The following is a 17,315-nucleotide window of genomic DNA, read 5'->3' as shown; positions in this document are numbered from 1 at the left end:
CTAGCGCCGCGCCTCTTTCTTGCCCTTGGTGGAGGAGGGCGCCCGGGCGGCCGTCGTGGGATCGGTGATCATCCCCACGTTGGTGATGCCGGCGCGCTGGGCGGCGGCCATCACGTCCACCACCACGCCATAGGGCACGTCCCGGTCCGCGTGGAGGTAGAGCTCCTTGTCGGCCTGGGCCTTGGCGTTGCTCGCGAGCTTCGTCTCCAGCTCCGCCGCGGGCACCTCGGCCTCGCCGATGTAGATGCGCTTCTGCGCGTCGATGGACAGCACCAGCTTCTTGTCGGAGGCCTCCACGGCCGCCGCGCGCGCCTCGGGCAGGTTCACCTTCACGCCCTGCTGGATGAGGGGCGCGGTCACCATGAAGATGATGAGCAACACGAGCATCACGTCCACCATGGGCGTGACGTTGATCTCGCTCATGGTGACGCGGCCGCTACCGCCTCTGTTGGAGCCCATGCCCATGGCGTCGTGCCCCTAGCGGAAGAAGTGCCGCTTGACGATGTTGAGGAAGTCCGCGGAGAAGTTGGCCATCTCCGTGTCGAACACCTTGATGCGGCTGACGAACGAGTTGTAGGCCACCACCGCGGGGATGGCGGCGAACAGGCCCGCCGCCGTGGCGAAGAGCGCGTTGCCCACGGGGGCCGCCACCGTGGCGAGCGTGGCGTTGCCCTGCTCGGCGATGGAGTTGAAGGCGTTGAGGATGCCGATGACGGTGCCGAACAGCCCCACGAAGGGCGAGGCCGAACCCACGGTGCCCAGGAAGGACACGCGCGCCTCCAGATCCGTGAGCTGGTTCGTCGAGGCCCGGTTGAGCGCCCGCTCCACGTTCTCGATGCCACCGAGCCGCTCGGCCATGGCCCCTTCCGTGCCGTCCTTCGTCTGGGCGAGCTTGCTCAGCTCCTCGTAGCCCGCGCAGAACACCTTGGACAGCGGCGAGCCCTCCAGCTTCTGGGCGTCCTGGTAGATGCTCTCCAGCCGCGAGGCCTTCCAGAAGGTGTCGAGGAACGCGAGCGACTGGGCCCGGGCGCGGGACAGCTGGGTGGCCTTGAGCGCGATGAGCGCCCAGGACGCGACCGACACGAGCATGAGCAGACCCAGCACGCCCAGCTCCAGCAACGAGGCGTCCCGGAGGATCTGCAGGTAGTTCATGGCGCCCAGCGCCAGGGGGAAACGGGGCATCAGCATGGGGTGCAGGCCGTAACACCAGGTCCAGGGGTGGTCAAACCAAAGCCGGTGGAGAAGCGGGGTCGATTGCCGCTGCGATGAAACAGTGAATAATTCCCCAGGTGGGGCGTCCAGGAGGGGTGTGACGGGCTGCTTGCCCGCTCCCCCATCTCCCCATTCGAGGGCGCTTCATGAACGCCAGATTGCTCGTTGCATTCCTCTGCATCGCCATGGGCGGCACGGGTTGCATCATCGTCGACAACGATGGTCCCGATCACGGGGGCCCCTGCTGCACCCCGACCCCCCCGCCTCCGCCTCCCGTCCAGGTCTCCGGGGATCTCACCTTCCTGTGGACGTTCGCCAACGTGGGCGCCGGCCGGTGCTCGGATGTGCCCGACGTCAAGAACATCCGCATCACCATTCCGGGGGAGAAGCTCCACAACGGGGGCGTCTATGCCTGCAACACCCTCGGCACGGACGGCATCGTCCTGCACGACTTCGCGCCCAAGAGCTATGGCTACACGCTCGAGGCCCTCTCCTACGACAACCGCGTCCTCTACCAGGCCAGCGGCAACTTCGCGGTGAACGGCGACACGCGGGTGAACGTCAATCTGACCCCCAAGGGAGGCCAGAGCTCGTTCGCCTACATCTCCTGGTCCTTCGAGGCCAACACCAGCAGCTCCAACCCGGACTGCAACCAGGCGGGCGCCACGCATGTGGACGTGCGCATCGACGGGGGCGAGTGGACGCGCCTCCAGTGCGAGAAGGGCATCGGCACCAACCAGGTGTCCTCGCCCTACCTGGCGCCAGGCGCCCACACCATCGAGTTGGTGGGAGTGCGGGTCTCCGGCTCCGGCGAGACGCCCTACTACTACCGCAAGGAGCCGCTGACGACGCAGGCGGGCAGCCCCATCTTCGCGTCGTTCAAGCTGATGGCCGTGGGCGGCATGACGCTGAGCTGGGATCTGCGCGACGGCTCCCTCGCCAGGACGTGTGCCCAGGCGGGGGTGTCCGAGCTCCGCGTCAACATGCGCAACCTGGCGACGAACAAGCTCGTCTATGGCGAGGACGGGGATGCGCAGCCCTGCACCGACCCGCACAACTACCTCAACTACCGCTTCCTGCCGCCGGGTGACTACCGGGTGTTCATCCGCGGCGTGAATGGCTCGCGCATCGCCTACTCCAGCGAGAACCACGACGAGCCCGTGCTGACGGTGAAGGCCTTCGTGCAGAAGACCGAGGCGCAGGCCACCATCCTGGAGCTGCAGCGCAAGTACTAGCCGGCGGCGGGTAGGTTGCCAGGAGGGCCGGGGCGCGAGCCTCGGCCCTTCGTGTTTACGGGGGGCGCGCTTGGCGTTGGCATCATTCGTGATAGAGCCCCCCTGCATGCGGCCAGAAAGCCACAGTCCCATCGGGGTTTTCGACTCGGGCGTTGGAGGTCTCACCGTCCTCAAGTCCCTGCTGTCCCACCTTCCCCACGAGAGCACGCTCTACCTGGGGGACACGGCGCGCGTGCCCTACGGCACCAAGTCCGGCGAGGTGGTGACGCGCTACTCGCTCAAGAACGCGGCGTTCCTGATGGAGCGGGGCATCAAGCTGCTGGTGGTGGCGTGCAACACGGCCTCGGCGGTGGCGCTGCCGGCCCTGTCGGCGGCGCTGCCGGTTCCCGTGGTGGGCGTCATCGCTCCCGGGGCGAGGGCGGCGTTGCGGCGTACCCGCGGGGGCCAGGTGGGCGTCATCGGAACGCCGGGCACCATCCGCTCCGGGGCCTACCAGCGCGAGTTGGAAGCGGCGGCCGGGCCAGAGGGGGTGAAGGTGAAGGCGCGGGCCTGTCCGCTCTTCGTGCCGCTGGCGGAGGAGGGGTGGTTGTCGGGGGACGTGCCCCGGCTGGTGGCGCGCGAGTACCTGGCGGACTTCGTCCAGAATGGGGTGGACACGCTGGTGCTGGGCTGCACGCACTACCCGCTGCTCAAGGACATCATCGCAGAGGTCGTCGGGCCGCAGGTGACGCTGGTGGACTCGGCCGAGGCCACGGTCCACGTGGTGGCTCAGCTCCTGGAGGAGCAGGGGCTGCTGGCGCGCGGGGGCGGGGTGCCCACCCATCACACCTTCGTCACGGACGTGCCGGAGCGCTTCGTGGAGGTCGGGGCGCGGTTCCTCGGGCGCCCCATCGCCTCGGCCGAGCAGGTGGACCTGTCCTTCTAGCCAGGTCCGCTCGGGCGTCCCGCTCAGGCCTGGCTGACGGGCGTGGCCGACTCGGCCAGTGCCTCGGATGGCTCGGCCTGCTCCTGGGCCTGGACGAGCTCCAGCGCGGCCTCGGTGCCGATGTCGTCCTTGCGCGGAAGGGCGCCCGTCACCCAGGTGATGAGGCGCTCCATGCCGGAGAAGAAGCCGATGAGGGCGAGCGGCTTGTTCATCCAGCCCACGGTGATGCAGTAGTACTTGTCGTAGGGCGACGTGTGGTGAACGCGGTGGTGGTCCGGCGGCAGGATGAGGTGCACGCGCTGCAGGAAGCCGATGATCGCGGGCGGAGCGTCCGTGTGGGACCACTTGTGGAACTGGTTGGTCGCCATCACCCAGAAGATCATCGCCCCGAGGAAGGTGGAGAGGAACACCCACGAGGCGCTCGAGTGGGGGACCAGCAGCGCCAGCAGCGCCACGGGCAGTGACACGAGGCAGTTGTTGCCGTTGGTCTCCACGAAGTCGTGGCGGGTGATGGCCTTCTCATCCACGTGGTGCTCGCGGAAGGGGCGGATGAAGGCCTTGCCCAGCACCGGCATGTCGGTGGAGCCCCACGTGTCGCCCATCCAGTGGACGAGCCCGGAGACGAAGTCCGCGGCCAGGTAGCCGAGGATCACGGCGCTGAGCACCAGCCAGGGTCCCACATGGGGGTTGCCCCACAGCCGCCAGACGAGCGCGGTCTCGAGCCCCACGAAGGCGAGGATGCTGACCACCTCCATGGCTCGGATGGCGGGCGAGTAGCCCTGGGCCAGGACGCTGGCATCCTGTTGGCGTACCTGGTTCTTGAGTTCGGTCGTCATCGTCGCTCCCGTCCGCGCCATGAAGTCCCGGCGAGCGAGCTCGCCGAAATGGGTCCGCAGTCTAACCGCAAGCGGATTTAACCGCCTTTTCTTCTGGTGAACGATCAGGCCGCTCGCCCCTCCCCCGGGGCGGCCTGCATCCCCCCGCTCCATTCAATCCGACGCGTTTCTTGTCTCGCTTCCGCCCCGCTGCTACGGTCCTGGGACTCGGGCATGGCGAAAACCTTCGAAAAAGCCGTCACCGGCTTCAACCACAACATCAAGTACAAGGGCCGGGTGTACCACGTCCAGACCGAGGACTCGGGCGTCAACAACCCCCACATCATCACCCACCTGTTCGTGGGGGGGAACATCCTCGCGTCGAAGAAGACGTCCTACGCGGACATCCTCAACGCGGAGAGCCTGTCCGAGGTCGTGCGCGAGTTGATGGAAGAGCAGCACAAGGAAATGCTGCGCAACCTCATCAACGGCGTCTACGACGGGTACGAGACGGGCGTACGGCACTATCAGCCCGGTCAGCTCGGTTCCGCCGAGGAGTCCCACGCCGCGCGTCCTCAGGCGGCACCGGTCCCCAAGGCGCCTCCCCCCGTGGCCGCTCCCGCCGCCAGTGCCCTGCCTCCGGAGATCGCCGCCGCTCGCGCCATGAAGGTGCAGCCGAAGATCAACGAAGTGGGCGTGGAGACGCTGTTCGGCGAGGACCTCATCTCCGAGAAGAGCCTGGACGAGGTCATCCTCAGCTACCTGGCGGGCGAGGACAACAACCAGTAATTCCACACGTGGCGCGAGCGGTGCCATCATCGGCCCGCCGATGATCCAGATGTTCCACGTGTACAAGGCGTACCCGGGCGACCCGCCCGTCCTCTCGGACATCAACCTCCATGTGGAGAAGGGCGAGTTCGTCTTCCTCACCGGGCCCTCGGGCGCGGGCAAGACGACGCTCATGAAGCTCATCTTCTGCGCGGAGAACGCCACCAAGGGGCAGGTCCTCGTGGGCGGGCGCAACATCGCGCGCATCCGCGAGTCGGCCGTGCCCTACCTGCGGCGCAACATCGGCGTGGTGTTCCAGGACTTCAAGCTGCTGCCGCACCGCACGGTGGAGGACAACGTGGCCTTCACCCTGGACGTGCTGGGCGTGCCCCGCGCCGAGGCGCGTGAGCGCGTGCAGCGCATGCTCAAGCTGGTGGGCTTGCAGCACAAGGCGGGCTCGCTGCCGCTCAAGCTGTCCGGAGGCGAGCAGCAGCGCGTCGTCATCGCCCGCGCGCTCGTCAATGATCCCACCATCCTGCTCGCGGACGAGCCCACGGGAAACCTGGACCCCGCGCTCACCGTGGAGATCATGGACCTGCTCATGGCCGTGAACGTGCGGGGCACCACGGTGATGGTGGCCACCCACGACACCGGCCTCATCGCCCGCTACCAGAAGCGCACCCTGCGCCTGGAGAACGGGTTCATCGTGTCCGACGAGGATGGGGTGAAGGCCGCCCGGCGGGTGTCGGCGGGATGAGCGCGCTGGCGAAGGTGGCCTACTTCTGGCGCTCGGCGGCCTCGGGTCTGCGCCATGCGCCCTTCGTCCACTTCATCGCGGTGACCACCATCGCCATCGCCCTGTTCTCCGCGGGGCTCGCACAGGCCCTGGGCCAGCGCATCGATGGGCTGGTGGGCTCGCTCGGGGGCGAGGTGCAGGTGACGGTCTACCTGTCTCCCGGACTCGACGAGGAGGGGGCCTCCGTGTTGCGCGAGCGCATGGAGGCCCGCAGCGGGGGCCGCGCTTCGCTCGTGCCTCCCCAGGCCGCGCTCGATCGTCTGGCGCGGGAGTTGGGGGACCTGGGCGAGGCGCTCGCGCAACTGCCGGAGAACCCACTTCCTCCCTCGCTGGAGTTGCAGGTGCCCGCCGAGCGGCGCACCCCGGGGGCCTTGAAGGCCCTGGCCGAGGAACTGCGCGCCCTGCCCGGCGTCACCGGCGTGGATTATGGCGAGGAGGCCGTGGAGCGGCTGTCGGCCATCTCCCGGGCGCTGCGCTATGGCGGCTGGGTGGCCTTCGCCGTGGTGCTGCTGGCCACGGTGATCATCGTGTCCGCGACGCTGCAGCTCGCCATCTACGCGCGGCGCGAGGAGATCGAGATCCAGAAGCTGGTGGGCGCGACGGACCGCTTCGTCAAGGTGCCCTTCCTCATCGAGGGCTTCCTCCAGGGGCTGCTCGGTGCCGCGGTGGCGCTCGGAGGGCTGGTGCTGTTCGAGCGGCTGGTGGGGCCGTGGATGACCTCGCTCTTCTCCTTCCTGCTCGGGCCCGGGGGTTCCACGCCCCTGCTGGAGCCCGCGCTGGCCCTGCGGTTGCTCGTGGCCGGGTGCGTGCTGGGGCTGGGCGGCAGCTTCATCGCGGTGGGGCGCTTCCTGCGCGTATGAGCCGCTTCCTCCTCCTCGGACTGATGATGTTGTGCGCGAGCGCGGCCCTCGGTCAGGAGGAGTCGGCGGAGCGCCGGGCCGTGCGCGAGAAGCTGGCCACCCAGCGCGCGGCGCTCGCGCTCATCGAGTCGCGCAAGGTGTCCGCCCTGGAAGTCCTGGAGATGGTGGAGCAGCGCGCGGCCACCAGCTCGCAGCGGGTGAAGATGCTCGAGCGCGACCTCGCCGTCTTCCGCAAGCGCCTGGCCGTGGCCGAGCAGGAGGACGAGGTGACGCGCGAGGTGCTGCGCGAGCAGATGCGCCGGCTGTCCCCCCGCCTGTGGACGATGTACCGGATGATGCGCCGCCGGCCGCTGGAGGTGCTGCTCGACGCCAAGGACTTCTCCGCCCTGGTGTGGCGCTCCCGCGCGCTGCGGGCCACGCTGGAGGAGGACCTGCGTCAGTTGCGCACCGTGCAGCGCGTGGCCCGGCTGCGGCGTCAGGTCTCGGCCGAGCTGCGCCGGTTGCAGGGCTCGCTGGACGTGCGGCTCGACTTCCTGCGCGAGCAGGCGACGCTCGCCCGGGCGCAGCAGGAGGCCCTGGAGGAGGTGGTGGGCGCCATCAAGGGCGAGGCGGAGCTGGCGCGGCGCATGGTGCGCGAGCTGGAGCAGGCGGACGGAGACCTCACCCGCGTCATCCAGGAGATGAACGAGGGACCCGCCACCTCCGGCTTCGGGGCGCTCAAGGGCAAGCTGCCCTTTCCCGCGCCGGGCGTCATCGAGGTGGGCTTCGGCCGCGTCATCAACCCGCGCTTCAACACCGTCACCGTGCAGAAGGGCGTGGACATCCGCGCCCCCGCGGGCACGCCCGTCCAGGCGGTGGCCGAGGGCACCGTGGCCTACGCGGGCTGGATGCGTGGCTACGGCAACCTCCTCATCATCGATCATGGGGGCGGCTACCATTCCCTGCTCGCCCACCTGTCATCCGTGGCTCCTCAGGTGGGAGACCATGTCGCCGCGGGTGCGCCGGTGGGCGAGGTCGGTGATACCGGCTCGCTCAAGGGCGCCTACCTGTATTTCGAAATCCGCCGTTCCGGCCAGGCCTTGGATCCCGCTCCCTGGTTGGCGGCTTCTCGCTGAGACATCATGTCCTCTTCCTCTCGCTCTCCCATCCGTGTGGGTCTGATCGGCTACGGCCTGGCCGGCTCCCTCTTTCACGCGCCGCTGCTCGCCGCAGAGCCCGCCTTCTCCCTCGTGGCCATCGCCACCCAGCGCGCCGCCGAGGTGGCGCGTGACTGGCCCGGCGTGCGCGCCGTGTCCCCAGACGCGCTCCTGGCGGATCCCTCGATCGAGCTCGTCATCGTCGCCTCGCCGAATGACACGCACGCGACGCTCGCCGAGCGGGCGCTCCAGGCCGGCAAGCACGTGGTCGTGGACAAGCCCTTCACCCTGGACACGGCGGAGGCGCTGCGCCTGGATGCCCTCGCCCGCGAGCGCGGCTTGTGCCTGAGCGTCTTCCACAGCCGGCGCTGGGATGGTGACTTCCTCACCGTGCGCCAGTTGCTCGACGAGGGACGGCTCGGGAGGTTGTTCAGCTTCGAGAGCCACTACGACCGCTTCCGCCCCCAGGTGAAGGCCCGCTGGAAGGAGGATGACGTCCCCGGGGGTGGCACCTTGTGGGACCTCGGTGCCCACCTCGTCGACCAGGCGCTGCAGCTCTTCGGACTCCCGGATTCCCTCGTCGCGGACCTCGGCCAGCAGCGCACCGGCGCGCGCACCACGGACTGGTTCCACCTCGTCCTGCGCTACGGCGAGTTGCGCGTCATTCTGCACTCGGGCTCGGTGGTGCACGAGCCGTGGCCGCGCTTCGTGCTGCACGGCGAGCGGGACGCGTGGCACAAGTCCGGACTGGATCCTCAAGAGGAACAACTCAAGGCCGGGCTGCGGCCGGGCGCCGCCGGGTGGGGCGCGGAGTCCCCCGAGCGTCATGGGACGCTGAGCCAGGGCGGACGCGTGCCCACCCTGCCGGGCCGCTATGAGGAGTTCTACCGGCAGCTCGCCCAGGCCATCGCGGGCGAAGGTCCCGTTCCCGTCACGGCGCTCAGCGCGGCGCGGGTCATCCAGGTCCTCGAGGCGGCCGTGCGCAGCGCCACCGAGGGGCGGCGTGTCTCCCTGGAACCCCTCCCCGAGGGCCGCTAACCCCCCGTCTTTCCTGGCTTGCTGGGAGTCCCCGCCGGAAATCCGTCATGTTCTCGTCCGTTCCCCGGCGGGTTGCTGCGGTGCGGCACGGGCGGGGTTAGTGTCAGGCCGTGGATCTCATCTCAGGACTCCAGGAAGTCTCGCGGCGCATGCTGGTGGCGCGCGGGGTGCGCTCGGAAACGGTGGAGCTGGCCGGACAGCGGCTCCACCACTTCACGATGAAGGGCAGCGGCAAGGGCCCGCCGCTCCTCCTCGTGCATGGCCTGGGCGGCGCGGCCAGTGGCTTCGGCCGCGTGCTGCTTCCGCTGGCCAAACGCTTCGAGCGGGTGTTCGCGGTGGACCTGCCCGGGCATGGCTTCTCCCCGGAGTACTGCCTCGGGCCGGTGTGCGTGCGAGGCCAGTACGACATGCTGGTGGAGTACTGCCGTCAGGTGGTGGGCGGCCCGGCCTTCGTCGTGGGCAACTCCCTGGGGGGCGCCTTGTCGGCGCAACTGGCGGCCGAGCACCCGGAGCTGGTGAGCGCGTTGGGCCTGGTGTCACCCGCGGGGGCGGACGTGGGGCATGAGCCCATCCGCGAGGTGCTGGAGGCCATGGACGTGCGCACGGCGGAGCAATCGCGAGCGCTCACCCAGCGCCTCTTCCACCGTCCGCCCTGGGCCATGTTGTTCTTCGCCAATGCCCTCCGGGGCGTCTACTCCACTCCCGCGGTGCGCGCGTTGAGCGCGGACGCCCTGGCCACGGGCGAGTACCTCAAGCCCGAGCAGCTGCGGCGGCTCCAGATGCCGGTGCTGTTCGTGTGGGGTGGCAGCGAAAAACTCCTGCCCCAGCAGAGCCTCGCCTTCTTTCGTGAACATCTACCGCCTCATTCGAAGGTGCGCGTGGTGGAGGGCTTCGGCCACATCCCCCACGTGGAGCGGCCGGGCGAGTTCGTGTCCGAGTTGCTGCGGTTCGCGGACTCGGCCGGGCTGTAGTCCCAGGCCGGAGCGGGCCCGGTGTTAGACTCGGGCCCATGCGCTCCCCGCACTCCTGGCGCTCGACGCTCGCCGCCGGCCTGTTGCTCCTGGCTCCCTCGGTCCAGGCCGAGGGACGCACGCCCCCTCCGCGCACCTCCACGTACGAGCAACTCGAGGTGTTCGCGCGGGTGCTCTCCTACGTGGAGAACAACTACGTGGAGCCCGTGGACGAGCGCAAGCTGATGTACGGCGCCATCCAGGGCATGTTGGAGACGTTGGATCCTCACACCGTCTTCATGCCGCCCGAGGTCTTCAAGGAGATGAAGATCGACACCTCCGGCGAGTTCGGAGGCGTGGGACTCGAGGTGGCGCGCCAGGGCGAGGGCTTCGTGGTGTCGGCCGCGCTCGATGAGACGCCCGCGGCGCGCGCGGGCATCCGGGTGGGCGACGCGCTGGTGGCCATCGATGGCGAGCGCGTGCGCGGCTTGAGCCTGCAGGACGTGCTGCAACGGCTGCGCGGCCCCGCGGGCAAGCGCGTGTTGTTGACCCTCATGCGCGAGGGCTTCTCCGCGCCGAGGGAGCTGGCCCTCATCCGCGACCACATCCGCATCATCGCCGTGGAGGGCGCCCTCTACGGCGGCGTGGCCCACGTGAGGGTGAAGAGCTTCCAGGACCGCACGGCCTACTACCTGCGCAAGGAACTGGAGCGGTTGCGCACGCTCAACGGCGGTCAGCCGCTGCGCGGCGTGGTGTTGGACTTGCGCAACAACCCGGGCGGGCTCCTGGAGCAGGCGGTGGCGGTGAGCGACGTGTGGCTGCCGGGCAATCTGCCCATCGTGAGCACGCGCGGGCGCAAGGGCACGCAGATGAACGAGGAGCGGAGCAAGGACCGGGATACGGAGCCGGACTACCCGCTGGTGGTGCTGGTGAACGCGGGCAGCGCCTCGGCTTCGGAGATCGTCGCGGGCGCGCTGCAGGACCATGGCCGCGCCACCATCCTGGGCACCCAGACGTTCGGAAAGGGCAGTGTCCAGACCGTCATCGAGCTGGAGGATGGCTCGGGGCTGAAGCTGACGATCGCGCGCTACTACACCCCCCATGGGCGCAGCATCCAGGAGAAGGGCATCACCCCGGACTTCTGGGTACCGGAGACGCCCGGCGGCAAGGGCGCGAAGGAGGAACAGCGGGAGAAGGATCTGGAGCGTCACTTCAAGGCGGAGCCCGTGTCGGCGAGCGAGCCCCAGGTGCGGGTCCATCCCAAGGCGTTCGCCCAGGAGCCGCGCGACTGGGACGTGACGTCGGCGCTGAGCGACTATCAGTTGAGGACGGCGCTCAACTACCTGAACGACCTGGCGAGCTGAGCCCTACCGGGGCACGGCGCGGATCGCGAACAGCCTCGGCCAGTACTTGCCGGTGACCAGCAGCCGGTCCTGGGCCGCGTCGTAGGCGATGCCGTTGAGCACGTCCTCGTTCCCCGTGCGTTGCTCGGGCGGGAGCAGCCCCGTGAGATCGATCCATCCCTTCAGCTGCCCCGTGGCCGGGTCGATCCGCACGAGGAAGTCGCTGCCCCACTGGTTCGCGTAGATCTCCCCGTGGATGTACTCCAGCTCGTTGAGCCGGGAGATCTCGCGGCCGCCGTCGGTCACCTTGAGGGTGCGCTGGACCTTGAACGTGGTGGGATCCAGGAAGCGCAGGGTGCTGGTGCCGTCGCTGAGGATGAGGGAGGTGCCGTCGTCGGTGAGCCCCCAGCCCTCGGTGGGGTAGTCGAAACGTCCCACGGGCGCGAACGTCTTCGCGTCGTAGATGAAGCCCACGTGCGAGCGCCATGTGAGCTGGTACAGCTTGTCCCCCAACATCGCGAGCCCTTCCCCGAAATGCTGGGACTCGAGATTGACGCGGCGCAGGACGCGGCCCGTTTCGAGCTCCACCTCGCGCAGGTTCGACTGGCCGTTGAGGCCCGTTCCCTCGTACAGACGGCCATCCCGATAGACGAGTCCCTGCGTGAACGCGCGCGGATCATGGGGCCAGCTCTGGAGCACCTCGAAGCCCTCCACGGGGACGCTCCCCGAGGCCTGGCGCTCGTTCCGGCAGGACACTCCAACGAGGATTAGGACGGCGGCCACAGTCGCATGTCGGAGTTTCATGGGTGGGAGGAAAATAGCGCGAGACCGCCTTGGCGCGATGCCTATGCTCCGCGCCATGCGCTACCTCCTCACCGCCGCGTTGTTCTCCCTCGCGGGCTGCGCCCACAAGGCGCCCGAGCCCGCTTCCCCTCCCTCCTCCGCCTCGGGGGCCGCCGCCTCCTCGGCGCAAGCCATCATCGACGCCCCGGATCGGCTCGAGGCCGATCGTGCCCTGGACAAGGGCCGTCATCCCGCGGCCCTGCTCGAGTTCGTGGGTGTCCAGCCCGGTATGAAGGTCGCCGAGTTGATGGCGGGTGGCGGCTACACCACGGAACTGCTGGCTCGGGCCGTGGGCCCCCAGGGGGTCGTCTATGGCCAGAATCCGAAGGTCGTCCTCGAGCGCTTCGCCGAGAAGCCCTGGAGCGAGCGACTGGCCCGGCCCATCAACCAGAACGTGGTCCGCGTCGATCGTGAGTTCGAGGAGCCGCTGCCGCCCGAGGCCACTGGGCTGGACGCCGTGGTCAGCAACATCATCTACCACGACATCGTGTGGATCGGCGGCGACCGCGCCAAGATGAACGCGGCCATCTTCCGCGCGCTCAAGCCCGGCGGGGCCTACATCGTCATCGATTCGAGCGCCAGGCCCGGCACCGGTGTGAGCGACGTCCAGACGCTGCACCGCATCGACGAGCAGGTGGTGCGCGACGAGGTGCTCGCTGCGGGCTTCCAACTCGGCGAGGAGAGCAAGGTGTGGCGCAATCCCGAGGACACTCGGGACTGGAGCTCCAGCCCGGGCGCCGCGGGCGAGCGCCGTGGCACCAGCGACCGCTTCGCGCTGAAGTTCATCAAGCCCCAGTAAGCCCGGGCGATGACCGGGCGCGAGCCCAACCCTTCGACGCCGTCGAATTGGAGTTGGGCTCGCTGTGGTTGGAGCAGTCCCCGCCCTGAGTCACGAGGCCGCCGCGGGACGGCACTCGGCGACGAGCCGTGCCACCGCGTCGTCCAGGGACAGATCCTCCTGTCCTCCGTCCCTCCGCCGCAACCGCACGGCGTTCTTCTCCACCTCGCGCCGGCCCACCACCACGAGCCAGGGCACGCCCGCCTGATGCGCGTCGACGATCTTCCGTGACAACGACTCGGCCCGCGCATCCACGCTCACGCGGCAGTCCGCCTCGCGCAGCTTCGCGGCGAAGCGCTCGGCGAAGTCCACCGGTTCTTCTCCGATGGGCGCCACCACCACCTGCTCCGGAGCCAACCACGCGGGCAGCGCGCCCTCGTGATGCTCCAGCAGGATGCCGATGAAGCGCTCCAGGCTTCCGAGCATGGCCCGGTGGAGCATCATCGGCCGGCGCTTCTGTCCCGAGGCGTCCACGTAGCTCAGGTCGAATCGTTCCGGCAGCACCAGGTCGAGTTGAATCGTCCCGCATTGCCAGTCGCGTCCCAGGCGATCCTTCAAGACGAACTCCAGCTTGGGTCCGTAGAAGGCACCCTCGCCGGGCTGCATGCGGCAGTGCAACCCCGAGCGGGACGCCGCCTCGAGCAAGAGCGATTCGGCCAGGTCCCATACCTCATCGCTTCCGGCCCGTTGGGCGGGTCGGCTGGAGAAGGCCACCTCGATGTGCTCGAAACCAAAGTCCACGTAGAAGGCGTGCAGGGAACGGCAGAAGCGCAGGATCTCCTCGCTCAGTTGCTCCTCGGCACAGAAGATGTGCCCGTCATCCTGCGTGAACTGGCGCAGGCGGAAGAGGCCATGGAGCGAGCCGCTGGGCTCGCTGCGGTGCACGAGTCCGAACTCGCCCAGCCGCAGGGGCAGGTCGCGGTAGCTCGGCCCCATGCGCTGCACGAGCTGGATGTGGCCCGGGCAGTTCACCGGCTTGAGCGCGTGGTGGCGCGCGCCCTCCTCGGAGAGCTCGAACATGTTCTGGCGGAAGTTGTCCCAGTGGCCGCTCTTCTCCCAGATGGGCTGGGAGAGCAGTTGGGGCGTCCTCACCTCGAGGTAGCCCTCGCGTCGCATCCGCCGCCGGACGCGCTCCTCGATGAGTTGGTAGAGCAGGTAGCCGCGCGGGTGCCAGAAGACCATGCCGGGCGCCTCCTCCTGCAGGTGGAAGAGGTCCAGGCGCTGGCCGAGAGAACGATGATCATGAACGTCGAGCATGGGTGACTCCGATTCGGGAAGGGTGCTTTCCGGTCGGAGCACTGAGCGCTTGCACGGACGCCCCGGCCGGTGAAGGCGGGGCGAGGAACCGTGCGGCGTCAGCTCACTTCACGCACACGAGTCCGCTCCCGCCGGGAAAAGTGGCGGTCGTGGTCGTCGTGGTGGTGATGCGAACGTGGCTCACGCGAAACAAGGTGCGCGGAGCCTCGTGAATTGTCAAGCCGAAGGACTCGCGAGCCGTTGCGTGGTGCGCCGTGCGCCCATGGCCTGAGCGTAGTCGAGCGCCGTGCGACGGTCGGCGTCCATGCGTCCGGGCTCGGCGCCGCGCGAGAGCAGTTCCTCCACCACCTCGAGCTTGTCGAACATGGCCGCGAACATGAGGGCCGTCTTGCCGTCGGGCCCCGCGCCATCGACGCGGGCGCCGCGATCCAGCAGCAGCCGGATCATGGCGAGGTCTCCCTTGAAGGCGGCTCCGGCCAGTGGCGTCTGTCCCCGGTCATTGGTGCGCTCCGGGTCGGCGCCGTGATCGAGCAGGGCGCGGGTGGCCTCCGCGTGGCCGTGGTAGCTCGCGAGCATCAGCAGGCTGTCGCCCCGCTCGTTGCTCAGGTTGGCGGGCAGTCCCGCGCCGAGCAGCCACGAGAGCTGAGCCGCCTCTCCCGCGCGGGCGTGTTGGAACGCCTTGCGCGCGAGCGCCATCACGTCGTCGTCCGTCACCATCGTCCGCGTGTTCCGGGTCTCGGTCTTCATGGAAGGGTCCTTTGAGTGAAGGGTTAGCGCTGGTGGCGCAGCTTGTGGACGGCCGTGGCGATGCGGGAGCCGTACTCCTCGTCGGCGTTGCGGAAGTGCTCGATGGCGCGCTGGATGATGTCCTCGCGGCTCACCTGGGCGAGGCTGCCCGAGATGTTCGCGACGAGCCGCTCGCGTGCCTCCTCGCTCATCAGCCGGTACAGCGCTCCGGCCTGCACGTAGTCGTTGTCCTCGGCGTGGCGCACCGGGACGTAGGTGCCCGTGGTGCCGCTCACGGAGACGCCCAGGCCCGAGGCTTCGTTCGACTGCGCGGGGCCATCGAAGCTGTTGGGCTCGTAGTTCTTGTGGCGTCCGCCGTTGCCGTCGAAGCGCATGTGGCCATCCCGGCCGTAGTTGCGCGAGCCGCCCGGCACGCCCCGGGGGGCGTTCACGGGCAATTGGGTGTGGTTGATGCCCAGGCGGTAGCGCGCCGCGTCCCCGTAGGCGAACAGCCGGGCCTGGAGCATGCGGTCCGGCGAGGGGCCGATGCCGGGCACGAAGTGGGCAGGATCGAGCGCGGCCTGCTCCACGTCCGCGAAGAAGTTGTCCGGGGTGCGGTTGAGCTCCAAGCGGCCCAGCTCGATGAGCGGGTAGTCCTTGTGAGACCACACCTTGGTGAGGTCGAACGGGTTGAAGCGGTAGGTGGCCGCGTCCGCCTCGGGCATCACCTGGGCCTTGAGCGTCCAGGACGGGTACTCGCCGCGCTCGATGGCCGCGTAGAGGTCGCGCTGGTGGTGCTGCGGATCCTTGCCGCCAATCGCCTCGGCCTCTTGCGAGGTGAGGGTGCGGATGCCCTGGTTCGTCTTGAAGTGGAACTTCACCCAGAAGCGCTCGTTGTTCGCGTTCACCCACTGGAAGGTGTGCGAGCCGAAGCCATCCATGTGCCGCAGCGTCGCGGGGATGCCCCGGTCCCCGAAGAGCCAGGTGAACTGGTGCGTGGCCTCGGGCGAGTGGGAGAAGAAGTCCCAGACGTTGTCCGGCTCCTGGGTGTTGCTGTACGGGTCGTACTTCTGCGAGTGGATGAAGTCCGGGAACTTGATGCCGTCGCGCAGGAAGAAGACGGGGGTGTTGTTGCCCACCACGTCCCAGTTGCCGTCCTCGGTGTAGAAGCGCACCGCGAAGCCGCGCGGGTCGCGCGCCGTGTCGGGAGCGCCCTTGGAGCCGGCCACCGTGGAGAAGCGCAGGAAGACCTCGGTGCGCTTGCCCTTCTGGTTGAAGAGCTTCATGCGCGTGTAGCGCGCGATGTCGGGATTCGTCACCTCGAAGTGGCCGAAGGCGCCCGAGCCCACCGCGTGCACGACGCGCTCGGGGATGCGCTCACGGTTGAAGCGGGCCAGCTTCTCGAGCAGATGGTGATCCTGCAACAGCACCGGACCCGCGGCTCCGGCCGTCTGGGAGTGCTGGTTGTTGGAGACGGGAGCGCCGGCCTCGGTGGTCAGCTGGAGACGTTGGGACATGCGGTTCTCTCCTGGGACAGGGCGTTGGTGCGCCGTGGATGTCCCTCAAGGTAGAGAAGCGCGGCTGAACGGGCCAAGACATCGTTTCGATGGACTTGATAGGCCCAGCCTATCAATGATGAGGCATGCCTTCCCTCAACGACATCTCCCTGCGGCAGCTCGAATATGTCGTCGCCGTGGCCGATCTGCTCGGCTTCCGGAAAGCGGCCGAGCACTGCCACGTCTCCCAGCCCGCCCTGAGCGCGCAGATCCAACAATTGGAGGAAGTGCTGGGGGTGAAGCTCTTCGAGCGGGACAAGCGCCGGGTGATGCTGACCGCGGCGGGCGAGGAACTGGTGGCGCGCGCCCGGCGGGTGCTCACCGAGACGGGCGACATCCTCTCGGCGGCCTCCCGGCTGTCCGACCCGTTCGCGGGCATCCTCCAACTGGGGGTCATTCCCACCGTGGCGCCCTACGTGCTGCCCGAGGTGGTACCCGCCGTGATGAAGAAGTACCCGCACCTGAAGCTGCGGCTGCGCGAGGAGAAGACGGAATTGCTCGTGCGGGGCCTGGAAGAGGGGAGGCTGGACGCGGCCCTGGTGGCGCTCGACGCGGAATTGGGAGACGTGGAGCAAGCCGTCATCGCGGAGGATCCCTTCGTCGTCGCCGCGCCTCCTGGACACCCGGTGGTGAAGAAGGCGCAGGTGCCGCTGCGTGACCTGGATGAGGAGAACGTGCTGCTCCTGGAGGACGGCCACTGCTTTCGCAGCCAGGCGCTCGCGCTGTGCCGGCGCGTGGGCGCACACGAGGTGGACTTCCGCGCCACGAGCCTCACCACGCTCGCGCAGATGGTGATGTCGGGGGAGGGGAGCATCACGTTGTTGCCCGCGCTCGCGGTGCCCTTGGAGAACCGGCTCGGGCAGCTGGCGATACGGCCCCTGACGCCCGCGCCGAGCCGCACGCTCGCCCTGGTGTGGCGTCCGGGCTATCCCCGGGCCGATGCGCTCCAGGCGCTCGCGGACACCCTGCGCGCCGCTTGGCCCAAGTCCCGGGAATTGGCGAAGCGCTCCTGAACGG

At 68.8% G+C, this 17,315-nt stretch carries 18 protein-coding genes; 11 read left to right on the top strand and 7 right to left on the bottom strand.

Going from position 1 to position 17,315, the window contains the following annotated elements:
• Together tolR and MEBOL_RS07070 are read right to left on the bottom strand one after the other, a co-directional pair.
• Entirely contained in the window at positions 1-465 is a 465-nt protein-coding gene (gene tolR, locus MEBOL_RS07075) for a protein TolR (protein WP_095976694.1), read from the bottom strand.
• Positions 466-477: 12 nt separating this feature from the next.
• Positions 478-1,185 carry a MotA/TolQ/ExbB proton channel family protein gene (locus MEBOL_RS07070; RefSeq protein ID WP_095982630.1) on the bottom strand — a complete coding sequence of 236 codons (708 nt, stop codon included), beginning with the start codon at positions 1,183-1,185 and terminating at the stop codon, positions 478-480.
• 173 nt (positions 1,186-1,358) lie between these two features.
• Between MEBOL_RS07070 and MEBOL_RS07065 the strand changes: the two genes are divergently transcribed.
• Together MEBOL_RS07065 and murI are read left to right on the top strand one after the other, a co-directional pair.
• Positions 1,359-2,447, top strand: coding sequence for a hypothetical protein (locus tag MEBOL_RS07065; RefSeq protein ID WP_157774800.1), 1,089 nt, complete (start codon positions 1,359-1,361; stop codon positions 2,445-2,447).
• Positions 2,448-2,553: 106 nt separating this feature from the next.
• Positions 2,554-3,372, top strand: a complete 819-nt coding sequence (murI, locus tag MEBOL_RS07060; protein WP_095976692.1) for a glutamate racemase — start codon at positions 2,554-2,556, stop codon at positions 3,370-3,372.
• A 23-nt stretch (positions 3,373-3,395) separates the two neighbouring features.
• On the opposite strand, the gene carF is transcribed toward murI, so the two are convergent.
• Entirely contained in the window at positions 3,396-4,208 is an 813-nt protein-coding gene (carF, locus tag MEBOL_RS07055) for a plasmanylethanolamine desaturase (protein ID WP_095976691.1), read from the bottom strand.
• Between the two features lie 213 nt (positions 4,209-4,421).
• Between carF and MEBOL_RS07050 the strand changes: the two genes are divergently transcribed.
• From MEBOL_RS07050 to MEBOL_RS07020, 7 genes are all read left to right on the top strand, one after another.
• Positions 4,422-4,976 carry a RomY N-terminal domain-containing regulatory protein gene (locus MEBOL_RS07050; RefSeq protein WP_095976690.1) on the top strand — a complete coding sequence of 185 codons (555 nt, stop codon included), beginning with the start codon at positions 4,422-4,424 and terminating at the stop codon, positions 4,974-4,976.
• Between the two features lie 40 nt (positions 4,977-5,016).
• Positions 5,017-5,712, top strand: coding sequence for a cell division ATP-binding protein FtsE (ftsE, locus tag MEBOL_RS07045; protein ID WP_095976689.1), 696 nt, complete (start codon positions 5,017-5,019; stop codon positions 5,710-5,712).
• The gene (locus MEBOL_RS07040) at positions 5,709-6,611 is read left to right on the top strand and encodes a cell division protein FtsX (RefSeq protein ID WP_095976688.1); all 903 of its coding nucleotides are present in this window, start codon (positions 5,709-5,711) and stop codon (positions 6,609-6,611) included. The genes ftsE and MEBOL_RS07040 overlap by 4 nt, the downstream gene beginning before the upstream one ends.
• Positions 6,608-7,726: a murein hydrolase activator EnvC family protein gene (locus MEBOL_RS07035; protein WP_095976687.1), complete on the top strand. Its 1,119-nt coding sequence runs from the start codon at positions 6,608-6,610 to the stop codon at positions 7,724-7,726. Before MEBOL_RS07040 ends, MEBOL_RS07035 begins: the two co-directional genes overlap by 4 nt.
• Positions 7,727-7,732: 6 nt before the next feature.
• Positions 7,733-8,785, top strand: coding sequence for an oxidoreductase (locus tag MEBOL_RS07030; RefSeq protein ID WP_095976686.1), 1,053 nt, complete (start codon positions 7,733-7,735; stop codon positions 8,783-8,785).
• Positions 8,786-8,895: 110 nt separating this feature from the next.
• A complete protein-coding gene (locus MEBOL_RS07025) occupies positions 8,896-9,756 on the top strand; it encodes an alpha/beta fold hydrolase (protein WP_095976685.1) in 861 nt (286 codons plus the stop codon).
• A 38-nt stretch (positions 9,757-9,794) separates the two neighbouring features.
• Positions 9,795-11,099 (top strand): S41 family peptidase, encoded by a 1,305-nt coding sequence (locus MEBOL_RS07020; protein WP_095976684.1) that lies wholly within the window; start codon positions 9,795-9,797, stop codon positions 11,097-11,099.
• Positions 11,100-11,102: 3 nt separating this feature from the next.
• Here the strand turns inward: MEBOL_RS07020 and MEBOL_RS07015 are convergent, their stop codons facing one another.
• On the bottom strand, positions 11,103-11,882 hold the full coding sequence (locus tag MEBOL_RS07015; protein ID WP_095976683.1) for a glutaminyl-peptide cyclotransferase: 780 nt from the start codon (positions 11,880-11,882) through the stop codon (positions 11,103-11,105).
• A 37-nt stretch (positions 11,883-11,919) separates the two neighbouring features.
• Here MEBOL_RS07015 and MEBOL_RS07010 point away from each other — a divergent pair, with 37 nt between their 5' ends.
• Positions 11,920-12,720, top strand: a complete 801-nt coding sequence (locus MEBOL_RS07010) for a class I SAM-dependent methyltransferase (protein ID WP_245919520.1) — start codon at positions 11,920-11,922, stop codon at positions 12,718-12,720.
• Between the two features lie 90 nt (positions 12,721-12,810).
• Here the strand turns inward: MEBOL_RS07010 and thrS are convergent, their stop codons facing one another.
• From thrS to MEBOL_RS06995, 3 genes are all read right to left on the bottom strand, one after another.
• Complete coding sequence (gene thrS / locus MEBOL_RS07005; protein WP_095976682.1) at positions 12,811-14,016, bottom strand: threonine--tRNA ligase; 1,206 nt, start codon at positions 14,014-14,016, stop codon at positions 12,811-12,813.
• A 216-nt stretch (positions 14,017-14,232) separates the two neighbouring features.
• Complete coding sequence (locus MEBOL_RS07000) at positions 14,233-14,763, bottom strand: ankyrin repeat domain-containing protein (protein WP_095976681.1); 531 nt, start codon at positions 14,761-14,763, stop codon at positions 14,233-14,235.
• Positions 14,764-14,786: 23 nt separating this feature from the next.
• On the bottom strand, positions 14,787-16,259 hold the full coding sequence (locus tag MEBOL_RS06995) for a catalase (protein WP_095976680.1): 1,473 nt from the start codon (positions 16,257-16,259) through the stop codon (positions 14,787-14,789).
• Positions 16,260-16,384: 125 nt separating this feature from the next.
• Between MEBOL_RS06995 and MEBOL_RS06990 the strand changes: the two genes are divergently transcribed.
• Positions 16,385-17,311, top strand: coding sequence for a LysR substrate-binding domain-containing protein (locus MEBOL_RS06990; RefSeq protein WP_157774799.1), 927 nt, complete (start codon positions 16,385-16,387; stop codon positions 17,309-17,311).
• Positions 17,312-17,315: the final 4 nt, after the last annotated feature.

The sequence above is a fragment of the Melittangium boletus DSM 14713 genome (assembly GCF_002305855.1).
GTDB lineage: Bacteria > Myxococcota > Myxococcia > Myxococcales > Myxococcaceae > Cystobacter > Cystobacter boletus.
Note: the sequence above shows the minus strand (reverse complement) of the source record. Positions and strands in the feature narration are given on the sequence as shown.